This is a genomic window from Rhodococcus sp. OS5 (assembly GCF_056837585.1).
This window is the reverse complement of sequence record NZ_CM166368.1, coordinates 670,236-686,451: the sequence shown is the minus strand read 5'-3', so window position 1 is coordinate 686,451 and position 16,216 is coordinate 670,236. Positions and strand designations below refer to the sequence as shown.

11 protein-coding genes and 1 riboswitch are annotated in these 16,216 nt (G+C 63.7%); of the genes, 5 read left to right on the top strand and 6 right to left on the bottom strand.

The window, feature by feature from the left end; genetic code table 11:
- Window positions 1-20: 20 nt before the first annotated feature.
- Window positions 21-1,382: a lipase family protein gene (locus ACVZUB_RS03190; protein ID WP_482628135.1), complete on the top strand. Its 1,362-nt coding sequence runs from the start codon at window positions 21-23 to the stop codon at window positions 1,380-1,382.
- Between the two features lie 18 nt (window positions 1,383-1,400).
- Here ACVZUB_RS03190 and ACVZUB_RS03185 read toward each other — a convergent pair whose 3' ends face one another.
- The 3 genes from ACVZUB_RS03185 to ACVZUB_RS03175 form a co-directional block, all read right to left on the bottom strand.
- Window positions 1,401-2,105 carry an MgtC/SapB family protein gene (locus tag ACVZUB_RS03185; RefSeq protein WP_003941187.1) on the bottom strand — a complete coding sequence of 235 codons (705 nt, stop codon included), beginning with the start codon at window positions 2,103-2,105 and terminating at the stop codon, window positions 1,401-1,403.
- 9 nt (window positions 2,106-2,114) lie between these two features.
- On the bottom strand, window positions 2,115-4,808 hold the full coding sequence (mgtA, locus tag ACVZUB_RS03180; RefSeq protein WP_064111423.1) for a magnesium-translocating P-type ATPase: 2,694 nt from the start codon (window positions 4,806-4,808) through the stop codon (window positions 2,115-2,117).
- Window positions 4,809-5,155: 347 nt separating this feature from the next.
- Window positions 5,156-5,329: riboswitch (M-box (ykoK) riboswitch) on the bottom strand.
- Between the two features lie 45 nt (window positions 5,330-5,374).
- Complete coding sequence (locus ACVZUB_RS03175; RefSeq protein ID WP_039972784.1) at window positions 5,375-5,959, bottom strand: TetR/AcrR family transcriptional regulator; 585 nt, start codon at window positions 5,957-5,959, stop codon at window positions 5,375-5,377.
- Between the two features lie 126 nt (window positions 5,960-6,085).
- Between ACVZUB_RS03175 and ACVZUB_RS03170 the strand changes: the two genes are divergently transcribed.
- The 3 genes from ACVZUB_RS03170 to dszD all read left to right on the top strand — a co-directional run bounded on the left by ACVZUB_RS03170 (window position 6,086) and on the right by dszD (window position 8,465).
- Entirely contained in the window at window positions 6,086-7,189 is a 1,104-nt protein-coding gene (locus ACVZUB_RS03170) for a membrane protein (protein ID WP_003941129.1), read from the top strand.
- 15 nt (window positions 7,190-7,204) lie between these two features.
- Window positions 7,205-7,678, top strand: coding sequence for a YbaK/EbsC family protein (locus ACVZUB_RS03165; RefSeq protein WP_065351875.1), 474 nt, complete (start codon window positions 7,205-7,207; stop codon window positions 7,676-7,678).
- A 208-nt stretch (window positions 7,679-7,886) separates the two neighbouring features.
- Window positions 7,887-8,465 carry an NADH:FMN oxidoreductase DszD gene (gene dszD, locus ACVZUB_RS03160; RefSeq protein ID WP_003941189.1) on the top strand — a complete coding sequence of 193 codons (579 nt, stop codon included), beginning with the start codon at window positions 7,887-7,889 and terminating at the stop codon, window positions 8,463-8,465.
- A gap of 52 nt (window positions 8,466-8,517) precedes the next feature.
- Here the strand turns inward: dszD and ACVZUB_RS03155 are convergent, their stop codons facing one another.
- Complete coding sequence (locus ACVZUB_RS03155) at window positions 8,518-9,963, bottom strand: NAD-dependent succinate-semialdehyde dehydrogenase (RefSeq protein ID WP_042922728.1); 1,446 nt, start codon at window positions 9,961-9,963, stop codon at window positions 8,518-8,520.
- A 1-nt stretch (window position 9,964) separates the two neighbouring features.
- Window positions 9,965-11,329 carry a 4-aminobutyrate--2-oxoglutarate transaminase gene (gene gabT / locus ACVZUB_RS03150; RefSeq protein ID WP_125050266.1) on the bottom strand — a complete coding sequence of 455 codons (1,365 nt, stop codon included), beginning with the start codon at window positions 11,327-11,329 and terminating at the stop codon, window positions 9,965-9,967.
- Window positions 11,330-11,457: 128 nt separating this feature from the next.
- Between gabT and ACVZUB_RS03145 the strand changes: the two genes are divergently transcribed.
- Window positions 11,458-12,975 carry a PucR family transcriptional regulator gene (locus ACVZUB_RS03145; protein WP_058039276.1) on the top strand — a complete coding sequence of 506 codons (1,518 nt, stop codon included), beginning with the start codon at window positions 11,458-11,460 and terminating at the stop codon, window positions 12,973-12,975.
- On the opposite strand, the gene ACVZUB_RS03140 is transcribed toward ACVZUB_RS03145, so the two are convergent.
- A complete protein-coding gene (locus ACVZUB_RS03140; RefSeq protein WP_165638574.1) occupies window positions 12,952-16,158 on the bottom strand; it encodes an NAD-glutamate dehydrogenase domain-containing protein in 3,207 nt (1,068 codons plus the stop codon). The two genes, ACVZUB_RS03145 and ACVZUB_RS03140, sit on opposite strands and share 24 nt — an antisense overlap.
- Window positions 16,159-16,216 lie beyond the last annotated feature (58 nt).

Sequence of the window (16,216 nt, the reverse complement as noted above, 5' to 3'; positions counted from 1 at the left end):
CACCAATGTGGAGGACGAGTATGTCGTCAAGGGTCTTATCTCGCGCAGTTGTCGGAGTACTCGCGCTTGCACTGACAGGCGTCGGCGCACCGGTAGCGCTCGCGCAGCCAGTCCTTGCCAAGTCCCCCGATGACGGTTTCTACAGCTACGACGGCGCGGCACCCCTCTCGTCGTACGCCCCGGGTGCGGTACTCGAGACTCGCACCGTGCCGTACACCGTGCTCAACATCCCGACCCCGATACAGGCAGTCCAGGTTCTCTACCGATCAACCGACGCCCTGGGACAGCCGTCCGCCAACGTCACCTCGATCCTGCGCCCGGCCAACGCCCAACCGAACAAAGTTGTTTCGTACCAGTCCTTTTACGATTCGCTGAACCCCGACGACAGCCCGTCGCGAGCCATCGCGGGTAACACCCCGATCGGCGACTGGACTCCCAGCGGACGCAACTTCAACATCGGCGGTACCTTCACGTCCATCGAGGCAGCCTTGTTCGGGCCGCTCTTCGCATTGGGCTACACGATCGTCGTCCCGGACACCGAGGGCCCGGACGCCAACTTCGCTGCCGGACCCGAATACGGGATGATGACGCTCGATGCTCTGCGTGCGGCCAAAGATGTCCCGGAAACCGGAATCACCGACAACGCAGAGATCGCGCTCATGGGGTACTCCGGCGGAGCCATCGCCACCAACTGGGCTTCGATCCTCGCTCCCGCGTACGCACCGGAGATCAACGATAACTTGATCGGTGCCGCGCAAGGCGGCGTGCTGGTCAATCCGGCCAACAACCTTCGCTACGCGAGCGGAAGCATCGGGTGGGGCGGCGTCGTCGGCATGGCCATCGTCGGCGTTGCGCGTTCGTACGACATCGATTTCGGAAAGTATCTCAGTGACCGTGGACGCGACGTCATGGCTCGACTCGAAGACGCGTCCATCGGCAATGTGCTGGCACAGTATCCCGGACTGACCTGGCAGGATCTGGTCAGACCCGAGTACGCCGATCCCAATACGGTTCCCGAGTACGTCGATGTCGTGAACAAGATCAACATGGGCACCGCGGCGACACCGACCATTCCGATGTTCATCGCGCAGGCGGCCAACGGCACCATCGAGGGCACCCAACCCGGCGGCCCCGGTGTCGGAGCGGGAGACGGCGTGATGATCACGGGCGACGTCCGCACCCTCGCACGCAAGTACTGCGACGCCGGCCTGGCGATTCAGTACGACCAGTACGACACCATCAGCCACTTCCTCGGCGCCATGCTCTGGCTGCCCGGTGCGCTCGCCTGGGTCGACGACCGCTTGAACGGCAAGCCTGCACCGTCCAACTGCGCGAACATTGCACCGGGGAACTCACTTGCGCCGCAGGAACATGCGCGCTGACTGACAGCGACCCCGAATCTACTTCGACGGTTCCACCTCCCACCGAACGTGAGTCACCAACGGTTCAAGGCTAAGTCGGCTGACGGCGGATTCCAGGAGTCCGTCGTCACGCTCCGCGGCGGCCAGTTCGGCCACCACCCGCACGCGGTCGCTGTCCGGGATGTCGAAGGACTGCACTGACCGGAGCTGAAACTCGGGCCTCGAAATGGACTGCACGGTAAGACCTCTGATGTGAGCTTCGGCGTCGCCGTGACAGGTCACCTCGAAGGTGTAGTCCGCGGGTGGTTCTTCGCGTCCGGTTCGGGCAGGCTGGTGATCCATCATCCGGCCCAACGGCCTCAACAGCGTGTTCGCCAACATGATTGCGCCGGCACCGAACACCGCGACCCAGTACATTCCGCCGCCTGCCAGTGCGCCGACGGCGGCAGTGGCCCACAGAGTGGCGGCAGTGTTCAGGCCGGTGACCGACGCACCCTGCTTCATGATCACTCCAGCACCGAGGAAACCGATCCCCGAGACGATCTGCGCTGCGACGCGCGTCGGATCGGCGTCCGGGCCCTGAAACCCGTACGCGCCCATGATGACGAAGAGCGTCGCACCCAAGCTCACCAACGCGTTGGTTCGCAGACCCGCCATCCTTGCGCGCCATTGCCTTTCGATCCCGACGGCAGCGCCGAGGACGAGCCCGAGCGCTATCCGCACAAGGATGACGTGGATTTCCACGGTGAACTCCTAGAGCCAGGTCGCGAATCGACGAATGAACATTCCCTTGGCCACCTGCGTGACGACGCAGTATGCCCCGAGGGTGAGGACCAGCCACGGGAAGTAGTTCCACGGCAGTGAAACCAACCCGAGGGAATGACCCCAGGACGTGAACGGGAACACCAGCGCGAAGACGCAGGCAGCGCCCGTGCTGAGCAGTACCGGCAGCGATGCACGCGACTGGATGAACGGGATCTTGCGGGTGCGGATCATGTGAACGATCAGCGTCTGCGAGATCAATGACTCGATGAACCAACCCGATTGGAACAGCGCTGCATGCTCGGGAGAGTTGGCGGCGAACACGAACCACATCAGCGCGAACGTCGAGATATCGAAGATCGAACTGATCGGGCCGATGAACACCATGAACCGGCGAAGGCTCTTGGTCTCCCACTTGCGGGGCTTCGCGAGGAAGTCGTCGTCGACACGGTCCCACGGGATCGTGAGCATCGAGAGATCGTAGATCAGGTTCTGCAACAACAGAACTACGGGAATCATGGGGATGAACGGCAGCAGGGCACTGGCGACGAGCACCGAGAAGACGTTCCCGAAGTTCGACGACGCAGTCATCTTGATGTACTTCTGGATGTTTCCGAAGGTACGACGCCCTTCGATGACTCCTTGTTCGAGTACACCGAGGTCCTTCTCCAGCAAGATGATGTCCGCGGATTCGCGGGCGATGTCCGCCGCTGTGTCAACGGAGATGCCGACGTCCGCAGCCCGCAGTGCGGGTGCGTCGTTGACACCGTCACCGAGGAAACCAACCGTGTGGCCGACCCGGCGCAGCGATTCGACAATGCGTGCCTTCTGCATCGGATCCGTCTTCGCGAATACGGTTGTCCGCTGCACCAACTCGTCGAGGGCGTCGTCGCTCAACGCTTCGATCTCGGCGCCGGATACAACAGTTCCCACGTCGATACCGACTTTGCCGCAGACGGTTTCGGCGACCAGTTCGTTGTCACCCGTCACTACCTTGACCGCGACTCCGTGGCTCGCGAGGGCTTCGATCGCCCCGGCCGCAGATTCCTTCGGCGGGTCGAGGAAGGCCAGCAGTCCAACCAGGGTCATGCCCTCTTCGTCGGCCGTCGAGTACTCGCGGCGCTGCTCTTCGACGACTGTCTTGGTTGCCACCGCAAGCACTCGCTTACCTTGACCGTTCAGCTCCGCGACCAGACGGTCGACTCGGGCCAGCCATCCCGGTGTCAATTGGTGGGTCACCCCGTCCAGTTCCACCGATTCACAGACCGAAAGGAGCTCTTCCACTGCACCTTTGGTTACGATCAGATCGGCGTCTCCGTGGTCGACCACCACGGAGAGTCGACGGCGCTTGAAGTCGAAGGGAATCTCGTCCACCAACCCGTGCCGACGCGAGATCTCCTCGACCACTTCGGGACCGGCGGCCTCGATCACCGCGTCGTCGAGAAGACTGCGCAATCCGGTCTGATTCACGGAATTGACCGCCGCTAGCCGCAATACGTCCTCGGACTTACGTCCGGCAGTATCGAGATGCTCACCGAGAACGATGCGGTCCTCGGTGAGAGTTCCGGTCTTGTCCGTGCACAGAACGTCCATGGCACCGAAGTTCTGAATCGCGTTGATCTGCTTGACGATCACCTTCTTGCGCGACATGTGGAGCGCACCCTTGGCCAGGTTCGCCGTCACGATGAGCGGCAACATTTCCGGAGTCAACCCCACGGCGGTGGCGACGCCGAAGAGTAGTGCTTGGCTCCAGTCCTTGGTCAGTCCGTTGATGATGAACACCGCGGGAACCATGATCAGCATGAACTTGATCAGCAGATAGCTGACGCTGCGCACCCCGACGTCGAAGCTGGTTTCGGGTCGCTTGGACGCCAATTGTGCTGTCATGGCACCGAAGTAGGTCCGCTTGCCGGTGTGTACCGCAACGGCGGTGCCACTGCCCGACACGACGGAAGTACCCATGAACCCGATGTTCTCGGCTTCGAGCAGCCGATCGACGTCGATCCCCGACGACGGGTCCGCCGACTTCTCGGCCGGCATCGATTCACCGCTGAGCATGGACTGATTGACCTGTAGATCCTTGGCCCGGATGATGCGGACATCGGCCGGGATCATGTCGCCGGCGGCAAGCTGGACTACATCCCCCGGCAGTAACTGCTCGATCGGAATCTCAGCCGTGACCACGGTGTTGTTGATCTTGCGGGTGGCCGCGACGGTCGTCGTAACCATCGCCTTGAGCGCCTCGGCGGCGCGACTCGAACGGTATTCCTGCCAGAACCTCAGTGAGACACTGACAAAGATCATCAACCCGAGAGTGATGATGCCCTCGTAGGAAGGACCGTCCTCGGGGTCCGCCCAGACCACGTCGGTCCCGACCATGATCAGGGCGAGGAATACCAGGATCAGGATGAACGGGTTCTTGAAGGCTTCCGCGAACTGCACGATTGCCGGCGCCGGGCGGTCGTGGCGGACATCGTTGCGCCCGTATTGCCGACGAAGATCGTCGATCTGATCGTCACGAAGGCCGTTGGCCGTCGTGGTCAGATCCGCGAGAACGGTGCGCGTGTCCGAGGCCGAGAAGTCGACCAATTCCTGTGCGCTTTCCTTTGCCAGGACTGTTGAATGTGTTTGTTGTGCACTGTTTCTCGTGGGCCGTGGCCGCAATGCGAGAACGGAAAATGACATGACGAATCTCCTCGGCTGCCCGAACACGCCGGACCATGCCAGTGCATGAGGGCAGCAGAATGCGCTGAGCGACAATGGAAGTCGTCAGCGGTCGCGGCAAAGCCGCGCAGATGAAGCCGAGGATGCAAAGAGTCAGTGACTGAAGAGCAAAAGACCGGGGTGAGCATCGTCGGCAAGAACAGAAGGATGGGTCGAATATCGACTCGGCGGGTCGTCCACGATGGTCACCTCCTGAAAGTTCGGGGCGTCCGATGACGCCACACAAGTACATGCGCACAGCACACGCCAGGAGAACCGAATATCGACGTACTCTCGCCTTCGCCGGAAGAAACCGGCATCAAGCTGCGAAAACACCTCCACGTCCGAGTTTTGGCACTGCACGACGTGTCCCGATCAAGAACGGGAAGCCACTTTGGATCACCCCTTAAGCCGGGGAGATCTGTCCTAACCTTGGGCGTCTCTCGACGTCGTGAGATCAGTGGCCTGTGTTCGTGCAGAAGCCTCACCTAACGAGGTACTGCACCCAGAGGGTAGTTCTCAAATCTGTTGCCTGTCAACCGAGCAACTCAGACGGCGGACAATCCTGCACGTGCGACGGCGCCGGCGAAGAGTGCCGTCACGGCGGCACCCATGACACTCTGATCAACCTCTTCCGGATCCACGGAGTGTTCGAGAACGAGCCCGGATATCAACGCCATCAACGAGATTGCGGTTGTCCGCACGTCAAAGGAATCGTCCACTCCCCATTCACGGGCACGTTCGCCGATCAACTCCACGAGTTGGCTGCGCAAGTGGCGACGCTCACGTAAGTACGCCTGAGCGATCTGCGGATCACGCCCGGCGAGCACTCCGAATTCGAGGACGAGAAGCGACCACCCCGGGTCGTCGACCATCCACGTTGCAATGGCCTCGCCACCTTTGCCCGCCGCGTCGGCGGGGTTCATCCCGGCGATCTCGGCGAGCACCCGGCCGGCCAGTTCGAGAGACCGTTGCGCGAACAGTTCGGCGAACAGATCTTGTTTCGACTCGAAGTTGGAGTAGACAGCCCCCTTGGTGAAGCCCGCTCGGCGAGCAACTTCAGTGAGACGTGCAGCACTGAATCCGCGCTCCGCAAACTCTTCCGCCGCAGCGTCGAGCAGTCTTTGCCGCACCACGTCACGTCCGGGGCGGGTTACCGGAGTCCAGTCCGGTTGACGAGATTCAGTCACGATACCTAGAGTATTCAATACCTCGGGTATTGACAAGCTCTTTACTTTCGACAAGATCAGGACTCTTTCGTGACCACTACGCATCCGGCACACGCCGCACCAGACAACAGCTCCACCCACGACGAACACCACCACGACAATCTGCTCGTGAAGTACGGCGCACCCAAGGTGATGGCCGCGTTGTTCGTCGGCGTGCTCCTGCTGCAGATGGGCTTCATCCTCAGCTACGTCGCCGCCTTCCATCAGCCGACTCCGCGAGACATCGAAATCGCGGTCATCGCCGATCAGGGCACACCCGACGGCATGGATCAGCAGATCGCCGACAAACTCAACGCCATCGACGGCAGCCCGCTCGACGCTCAGGTGGTCGACAGCACGGCGACCGCTCGCCGCATGATCAACGACCGAGAGATCCAGGGCGCGTTTGTCATCAACCCGGCCGGGCCGGACACCCTGATCACCGCGAGCGCGGGCGGCAGCTCTATCGCGACGTCACTCGAAGCGGTGTTCACGAAGGTCGAGGCGACACAGGACCGACAGTTCGTCGTCCGCGACGAGATCCCCGTCGGAGCCCACGACAACCGCGGCCTCTCGGGCTTCTACCTCTCGGTCGGCTGGGTCGTCGGCGGCTATCTCCTCGCGGCAGCCATCGGACTGTTCATCGGTGCGCCGAAGACTCTCCGCCAGGCAAGCGCACACACGGGCGTGATCGCGATCTACTCGATCATCTCGGGAGCTCTCGGCGCCCTCATTACCTCACACGTACTCGGAACTTTCGCGGGCCACTGGTTCCCGCTGTGGATCCTGGGAACAGCCGTGGTGTTCGGCACCGCCATGTTCACACTCGGATTGCGCGCTGCCATCGGCGTTCTGGCAGTCCCGCTGGCTATCGCCGTCTTCGTGATTCTCGGCAATCCCAGTGCAGGAGGCGCATTCGGCTCCAACGTGATTCCCTCGTTCTATGCCGCCATCGGCCGATGGATCACACCTGGCGCCGGCACCGAAGGCGTGCGGAGCATCGTCTACTTCAACAACGTCGGCGTCGGCCAGCCTGCTCTGACGCTTTTCCTGTACGCACTGATCGGTGCGGTCATGCTGTTCGGCTTTACGATCCGTCGCAACCGAAAGTCCACCGACACGACGCCGACTCCAGCTGTGGCGAACGCCGACTAGTCCTAGTCTGAACTCATGACGAGCCTCCTCCACCCCAACGCCTCGCACGTCGCCGAAACACTGATCTCACGGGGTCACCACGGCGTCATCGTCACGCAGCCCGAAGCCACGCACACCGCGGCCGAGGCAGCGGCGGCCGTCGGGGTGGAGGTAGGCGCGATCACCAAGTCACTGGTGTTCCTTCTCGACGACGATCCGGTCCTGCTGCTGGTCTCCGGCGCGCATCAGGTGAATCTGAAGGCCACCGGCGAACGCCTCGAAGGCAAGCTCACGCGGGCGCCGCTGGAGATGGCGAAGTCCGCGACGGGCCAGCCGATCGGTGGGGTCGCTCCGCTCGGGCATCCCACCAACCTGCCGACGTACGTCGATACCGCCCTCGAGCAGTACCCCGAGTTGTGGGCAGCCGCCGGGCACCCCAACACGGTCTTTCGCACGACGTACTCCGAACTCCTCCGAATCACCGCCGGCCTCGCCGTCGACATGGACTGAAGCACTTCAGCCAACCCGGTCCGAAACCACTCAGACGTGCGTCCACCTATAGTTGGACGCACCATGTGCACTGCAACCAGGACCCCGGCCGGCAACCACTGGCGTCGACGGCACGTAGATCTGTGCCGCACCGACGCATGTCTGTGTATGCCGAGCGCAGTCACCTCGACCACACCGCACACCTCGAGTTCCAGCCGGAGAGTTCCCGTTGTCTGACAAGCCGAATGCCGTTTCCAGCCACACCACCCCCGACGTCCCCGAAGTAGCAGCGACGCCCGAGTTGTCCACCGGCATCTGCGCCGGTGACTACCGCGCTGCGCTTCGCCGCCACCCCGCCGGTGTCACCGTCGTGACCCTCGATTCGGGTACCGGCCCGGTGGGTTTCACCGCCACTTCGTTCTCGTCCGTCTCCCTCGAGCCGCCGCTCGTCTCGTTCAACATCGCGGAGACGTCGTCGAGCATCAATGCGCTCAAGGCAGCCGAGTCCTTGGTGATCCACCTTCTCGGCGAACATCAGCAGCATCTGGCCCAGCGCTTTGCGCGTAGTGCCGATCAGCGTTTTGCAGACGAGTCACTGTGGGCAGTGCTCGACACCGGGGAGCCGGTGCTGCACGGCACCCCCAGCTGGATGCGCGTCAAGGTCGACCAGTTGATCCCTGTCGGCGACCACACGCTGGTCATCGGACTCGTCACGCGGGTTCACGCCGAAGAAGACGACGAATCCGCTGCCGCACCGCTGCTCTACCACGAGGGCAAGTACTACCGCCCGACTCCGTTGGGTCAATAGACAACTGTGCGCCTTTATTAACCGCCCGCGGTTAATAAAGGCGCACAGCAAGTTAGAGCGCTACGTACTTGGTATCGAGATACTCGTCGATACCCTCGGTTCCGCCTTCACGGCCGAAGCCCGATTCCTTCACCCCACCGAACGGCGCGGCAGCATCGGAGATCGCGCCGCGATTGACGCCGACCATGCCGGTGTCCAGCTTGGCCGAGACGCGCATCGCACGGTCGATGTCGCGGGTGTAGAAGTACGCCACGAGACCGTACTCGGTGTTGTTCGCAGCCGCGATCGCTTCGTCTTCGGTGTCGAAACCGACCACTGCCGCAACGGGTCCGAAGATCTCTTCCTTCAGCAGGCGCGCGTCGGCGGGCACCTGGTCGAGGACCGTCGGGGTGAAGAAGAACCCGGGGCCTTCGGGTGCCGATCCACCGGTGCGAACGCGAGCACCCTTGGACACGGCGTCGTCGACGAGTCCGGTGACGGTTGCGAGCTGCTTGGTGTTGATCAGCGGTCCGATGTTGGTGCCCTCGGCGTCACCGGCGCCCACCTTCAAGGCCGCAACCTTGGCGGTGAACTTGTCGGTGAACTCTTCGCGCACCGAGTTGGCGACGTAGATGCGGTTGGCCGCGGTGCAGGCCTCGCCGCCGTTACGCATCTTCGCGAGCATTGCGCCGTCGACAGCTGCGTCGATGTCGGCGTCGTCGAAGACGATGAACGGCGCATTGCCACCGAGTTCCATCGACGTGCGGAGCAGCTTGTCAGCAGCATTGCGCACCAACAACTTTCCGACGCCAGTGGAGCCGGTGAAGGTGACCTTGCGCAGACGCGCATCTTCCATCAGCGGTCCACTGATGGAGGCCGCGTCGGACGTCGGGAGGATCGAGAGCACACCGTCGGGCAGACCGGCATCGGCGAACACCTGACCGAGGAGCTGCATGGTCAGCGGCGTGTCCTCGGCGGGCTTGACGATGATGGTGCAACCGGCAGCCAGCGCCGGTCCGATCTTGCGTGTGCCCATGGCGAGCGGGAAGTTCCACGGGGTGATCGCGAGGACCGGTCCGACGGCTTCCTTGGTGACCAGGATGCGACCGTTGCCGGCCGGAGCCTGCGTGAAACGTCCGCCGATGCGTACTGCTTCCTCGCTGAACCAGCGCAGGAATTCGCCGCCGTAGTTGACCTCACCGCGGCTCTCTGCCAACGACTTACCCATTTCCAGGGTCATCATCAGCGCGAAGTCCTCGGCGCGGGCGTGCAGCAATTCGAAGGCGGTGCGCAGAATCTCGCCGCGTACACGTGCCGGAGTGGCCGCCCAGTCTTCCTGCGCCGCAGCGGCGAGGTCGAGCGCACGGATACCGTCGGCAGCGGTGGCGTCGGCTACCTGGGCGAGTTCCTCACCCGTTGCCGGGTTGTAGACCGCAAAGGTCTTCTCGGCCGGGACGAGCTTGCCGCCGAGCCAGAGACCCTTGGGTACCGAGTCGAGAAGATCCGAGACGTTGGACATGTCAGTTCCCCTGTGCTGCAGTGCGGATAGCGGTCTCGAGGACGGTCAACGCGTCGTCGAGCAGCTCTTCGGAGATGACCAGCGGCGGGAGCAGACGGATGACGTTGCCGTAGGTACCGCAGGTGAGGATCACGACGCCGGCAGCGAGGCATTCGGCGGCGATCTTCTTGGTGATGTCGGCGTCCGGCTCCTGCCCACCGGGCTTGACCAGCTCGATGGCGAGCATCGCGCCGCGACCGCGAACGTCACCGATGACGTCGAGTTCCTTTGCCAGTGCGTTCATTCGGCCGACGACGGTCGACTCGATGGTGCGTGCGCGGCCACAGAGGTCGAGCTCACGCATCTGGTCGATGGACGCCAATGCAGCGGCGCAGGCGACGGGGTTACCGCCGTAGGTGCCGCCGAGGCCGCCGGGGTGGACGGCGTCGATGAGCTCGGCGCGGCCCGTGACAGCGGCGAGCGGCATGCCGCCTGCGATGCCCTTGGCGAGCGTGACCAGGTCGGGCACGATGCCCTCGTGATCGCTGGCGAACCAGGCGCCGGTACGAGCGAAGCCTGCCTGAACCTCGTCGGCGATGAAGACGACGCCGTTCTCCTTGGCCCACGCGACGAGCGTCGGGAGGAATCCTTCTGCGGGAACGATGAATCCACCCTCACCCTGAATGGGCTCGATGAGGATGGCGGCCGTGTTGGCAGCGCCGACCTGCTTCTCGATCATCGTGATGGCGCGCTGTGCGGCCTGCTCACCGGTGATCTTGGAGCCGTCGACATTGAGGCCCTCGCGGTACGGGTAGGACATCGGGACGCGGTAGACCTCGGGGGCGAACGGACCGAAGCCGCTCTTGTACGGCATGGACTTCGACGTCAGTGCCATCGTGAGGTTGGTGCGGCCGTGGTACGCGTGGTCGAAGACGACGACTGCGTCGCGACCGGTCGCGTGACGGGCGATCTTGACTGCGTTCTCGACGGCTTCTGCGCCGGAGTTGAACAGCACGGAACGCTTCTCGTGGTCACCGGGGGTGAGCTCGGCGAGACGCTCGGCGACCTCGACGTAGCCCTCGTACGGAGCGACCATGAAACAGGTGTGGGTGAAGTGCGCGACCTGTTCCTGAACGGCGGACACGACGGCCGGGTTGGAAGCGCCGACGCTGGTCACCGCGATACCGGCACCGAGGTCGATCAGCGAGTTGCCGTCGACGTCGACGATGACTCCGCCGTCTGCGTCGGCGACGTAGACCGGGAGGGTGGATGCGACGCCGGCGCCGACGACCTTCTTACGGCGTTCGGCGAGCGCAGCCGAGCGCGGGCCCGGGAACTCCGTGACGATGCGACGCTCCTGCGGAAGCCGGTATTCGATTGCACTCATGTGACCACCCTCTCGGTTGTGTATTGCATTCGAGTATGCGACGCGCGAAGCATCGCAAGCACTGCCGAAATGGATACCCGGAGCTCCAGGGCTACTCCATATCGGCAACGACAGCTAGCCTTGATCAGGTGACGGTTCCGATCTCGTGGCTCTTGCGCCAGAAACACCTCTCGCTGGCTCTGCTCACCGACCGAGCAGCTGCCACCCACCCCGTCACGTTTGCGCAGGCCACAGAGCTGACGGACCCCACCCCGTGGCTTTCCGGCGGCGAATTGGTGCTCACCACCGGGCTGGCACTGGTGGGCGCGGACGCCACCGACTACAGCGAGTACATCGACCGTCTGGCCGCCGCAGAAGTATCGGCTCTGGGTTTCGGGACCGGCCTTTCCCACGAGAGTGTGCCCACAGACCTGATTGCCGCCGCCCGCAGCCGCGGACTCCCCCTGCTGGAAGTGCCGTTCACGACCCCGTTCGCGGCAGTCACGCGCGCGGTGATGACCCGTCTGAGCCAGCAGGAATACGAATCGGTACTCCGCGCGGCAGAAGTACAGACGCGCATCACCCGCGTTGCACTGCGCGGTGGCGTGTCTGCCATCGTGCGCGAACTGGCCACGGCCACAAAAACTTCGGTGGCGTTTGTCGGAGATCGGATCACCGCGGTGCATCCGGCAAACCAGAAGTCGTTGATCACCGAGGTTCGCGCGGTCGCGGCGACCACCCGCGATCCCAACGCTCCGGCGTCGATCTCGCAGAGCACACCCGAACGGACGCTGACACTGTCCCCCGTCGGCGTCACCGACAGCTGGCACGGCTACCTCGCCATGGCGGGCGCCGGGCCCCTGAGCAATATCGACAGAGTGTTACTCGGGCATGCGGTCTCGCTGCTCACTCTCGAACTCGAGAAACCGGTTCGACTACGGGCCGAGCGAACTCGACTCAACGCCATGGCTTTCGGGCTCTTACTCGACGGCCGAATCCCCGAAGACAGTGTGCCGTCGTACTTGGACGAGGCAAGCGACACGCACGGCAACATTCGTGTCGTCCACGTTCGCGGATCCGGACTCGGCCCCGTTCTTCGCGAACTCGACAACGCTCTCGCGCGAGCAGGCCGGCCGTTGTTCGCGCAATCCGAGGACGGTTCGCTGACCGTCCTCCTCCGCGGAACCGACACAATCGACACCGCCAAAACACTACTGGCGCAGCTCTCCCCCACCGAAGCGAAAGCCGTGCGTGCCGGAATCAGCACCCCTCACCGTCTTCTGGACGCACCGCGCGCACTCGTCCAGGCCCGCGCCGCGGCCAATCTCACGACGGCCACTGCCCGCATTCTCGAGTTCGACGCTCTGAGTGGTTCGACGATTCTGGCATCCGAGCCTGCCCGTGAGGCATTGATCGCCATGGCAGCGGACACCATCCCGGTGCTGACGGAACACGACCAGGCACACGGAACCGCACTGGCCGCGTCTTTGCGCGCCTATCTCGAGGCAAACGGCCAATGGGAATCGGCCGCAGCCGAACTCGGTGTTCATCGGCACACCCTCCGAGGCCGCATCGCACGCATCGAGGAACTGCTGCAATGCGACCTCGGACAGGCCAGGGTCAGAGCCGAACTGCTGCTATCGCTACTCGCCTGGGAGGGTCGCTGAACGCTCCGCGGCGTGTACCGAAGCGAAACTGGACGCACCGCGAACGAGTAGTTCGAGTTCGGCGTCGACCGTGCAGAGACGGGCGGTGTCCAGCGCTCCACTGCGGCTCACACTCGACATCAAAGCCGTGAACCGGCGCACCGCTTGCGGATTGGCGGCGGTCCACAGCTCGACGACCTCCGGAATACCTTCTCCGAGTGCTCCGGACACGAGGTCTGCGAAACGCGCCGTCAACCTGGCGTGGACGGCAGCGCTGCCCATGACCTCCCAATGCGAGGCACCGACGGCAACGTCGACGCCCCCGAGAACATCACCCAGGTCGAGAGCGTCGGAGAGTTCCCGGTAGATCGCAGCCGCGGCCGCGGCCGTCGTATTCTCCTGCAGTGCAATGTCAGCCAGGGCGAGCGCCCCGAAAGACGCCTCGATGCGCTCGCTTGCCGACAAACCGTCGGTGAGTTCCCGCACCGGGGCTGCCCACCGATCGATGTCGGCTCGCGGGTTCACGGTGAACCGGCCGGCAGCACCCGGGCGGCGCAACACCCAGCTCATCTCGGATTCCAACAACTGCTGCAAGCGATCGAGAGCCTGCAACTGCTCGGTGGCACTGAGATCGGAGTTCAGGATTTCACGCCGAAGTTCCTCGGTGCCGAGCACTTCGCTGACTACTGCGTAGGCCAGAGCCGCTTCCGGACTGCGAACTCCGAGGTGTTCCTCGAGCCGGAACAGCACGCCGGGGCCGACGCGGTTGACCAGTTCGTCGACAACCGAGGTGATGATGATGTCGCGGCCCAACCGATGTGCGCGGACTGCGTCCGGTGCGGCCTCGACGACGGAGAGCGGGAAGTACTGCGGGAGACGATCGGCGAAGATCTGATTGTCCGGGACCGTCGATGCGCCCAGTTCCGCCGTCAGTACGTTCTTCGACTGCGCCACCAGCACAGCAAGTTCCGGCCGCAGGAGACCCTGCCCGGCACGCGCCCTGACCGCCAGCGCCTTGGCGTCGGGCAGAGATTCTTCCAGTCGCTTCATGGCGCCCGCCGAGACGAGGTTCTCGATCAACCGCTCGTGCTGATCGAGCAGGGCCGGTGCGCGGTGCTCGGCCAGGCTGATCGCGAGGGTCTGATCTTCACTGGCCTCGAGCACCGATCCGGCCACCTCGTCCTGGGCCGCCGCGAGTAGTTCATTGCGCGAGGTCGAGTCCAACGCCGCGAGTGCGATCTTGATGTTGACCTCACGGTCCGAGGTAGCCACGCCGGCCGCGTTGTCGATGAAGTCGGCGTTGATTCGGCCACCGCCAGCGGCATATTCGATGCGGGCACGCTGGGTGAAGCCGAGGTTGCCGCCCTCACCCACCACGGTTGCACGCAACTCGTCAGCGCTGACGCGAACTGCGTCGTTGGAGGGATCGGCCGCGTCGACGTTGCTTTCGGTCGACGCTTTCACGTAGGTACCGACGCCGCCGTTCCACAACAGGTCCACCGGAGCACACAGGATCGCTCGGATCAGTTCCTGCGGGGTCAGCTTCTCCTCGGTGATTCCGAGGGCCGCACGCGCCTCGAGCGGAAGGCGGATCGACTTCGCGCTCCGCGGCCAGACGCCACCGCCCGGCGACATCACGGTGCGATCGAAGTCGTCCCAGGACGAGCGCGGCACGGTGAAGAGGCGAGCGCGTTCGGCAAAGCTCGTCTCGGTGTCGGGGTTCGGGTCGATGAAGATGTGGCGGTGATCGAATGCCGCGACCAGACGGATCTTGTGCGAGAGCAACATTCCGTTGCCGAACACGTCGCCGGACATGTCCCCGATACCCGCGACGGTGAACGGATCGGTGTCGACATCGAGGTCGCGCTCGGCGAAGTGCCGTCGTACCGCCACCCAGGCGCCGCGAGCGGTGATGCCCATCGCCTTGTGGTCGTAGCCGGCCGAACCGCCGGAAGCAAAAGCGTCGCCGAGCCAGAAACCACGCTCGACGGCGATGCCGTTCGCGACGTCCGAGAACCGTGCGGTCCCCTTGTCTGCTGCCACGACGAGATAGGAGTCTTCACCGTCGTACTCGATTACTTCTGCCGGGTGTACCGCAGCGCCGTCGACGATGTTGTCCACCACGTCCAGCAAGCCGCGAATGAAGGTGCTGTACGACTCCTGCACCTGCGCCGGGGTTGGTGACGACGTGCCCCGAACCACGAACGCGCCCTTGGCACCCGAAGGAACGATCGGGGAATTCTTCACGCTCTGGGTCTTCATGAGGCTCAGGGCCTCGGTGCGGTAGTCCTCGTATCGATCCGACCAACGCAGGCCGCCACGGGCGACGGAGGAACTACGCAGATGAACGCCTTCGACATTAGGTGCGCTGACGTAGATCTCGCGGAAGGGAACGGTCTTCTGCGGGGTGGAGAGCAACTGCGAGTCGATCTTGAACGACGCGTACGGCAGCGGGTCGCCGGACTCACCACGCAGGTACCAGTTGGTGCGCAGAGTCGCCTGCAGGAACGAACGAACGCCGCGCAAGACGCGATCCTCGTCGAGAGTGTCTGCACCGTCGACTGATTCGTCGATGGCCGCCGCCGCGGTGGCCACTGCTGTCTCCCGCAATCCTGCTACGGCGGGATCGAAACGCGCGGTGAAGAGTTCGATTGCCTGCCGTACGAAGAGTGGCTTCGCTGCCAACACTCCGACGATGTAGCTCTCGGACAGCCCGATACGAGCCTGAGCGAGGAAACGGCACGCAGCGCGCAGCAACTCTGCGTCGCGCCACGTGATGTCTGCTCGTCCGATCAGACTGGAGAATGCGTCCATCCGGGTCTGTCCGGCGATGACGGCTTCGAAGGCGTCCGCCATCTTCTCCAGCGCACTGCCGTCGAAGGTGCTCGGCTCGAAGGTGAAGTAGTGCGCCGAACCCAGAACGGTCGGAAGGGGGCGGTGCGTCGAAACTCGGAGTCCGAGGGACTCGAAGTTCTCGCACAGATCGGAGAGGGAGGGCTCTCCGGACGGCCACAGCACCACACAGGTCAGATCGTCACTGCTCAGGGCATCGCTGTTCAAGTCGTCGCCCTGACGGAAGACGAGTCGCTGGCCCGCTGCTGCCAATTCGGCGACCAGTTCGAGCGCCGGGTCACCGGATCGATCACCGCCTGCCGGTCTCGATTCTGCAGCTGCGGTCTTGGTCGCCGATGATGTGCTCGCCATTGAACACCCTCCTGGAAATTATTGGATCCGAACACTTTCCAGTGTTGCGTGGATCACC

What these genes read in the sequence shown, in the direction of transcription:
- ACVZUB_RS03155 (WP_042922728.1), bottom strand. Translation starts at nt 9,963, where the DNA reads ATGTCCAACGTCTCGGATCTTCTCGACTCGGTACCCAAGGGTCTCTGG.
- ACVZUB_RS03190 (WP_482628135.1), top strand. Translation starts at nt 21, where the DNA reads ATGTCGTCAAGGGTCTTATCTCGCGCAGTTGTCGGAGTACTCGCGCTT.
- gabT (WP_125050266.1), bottom strand. Translation starts at nt 11,329, where the DNA reads ATGAGTGCAATCGAATACCGGCTTCCGCAGGAGCGTCGCATCGTCACG.
- ACVZUB_RS03165 (WP_065351875.1), top strand. Translation starts at nt 7,205, where the DNA reads ATGACGAGCCTCCTCCACCCCAACGCCTCGCACGTCGCCGAAACACTG.
- ACVZUB_RS03140 (WP_165638574.1), bottom strand. Translation starts at nt 16,158, where the DNA reads ATGGCGAGCACATCATCGGCGACCAAGACCGCAGCTGCAGAATCGAGA.
- mgtA (WP_064111423.1), bottom strand. Translation starts at nt 4,808, where the DNA reads ATGTCATTTTCCGTTCTCGCATTGCGGCCACGGCCCACGAGAAACAGT.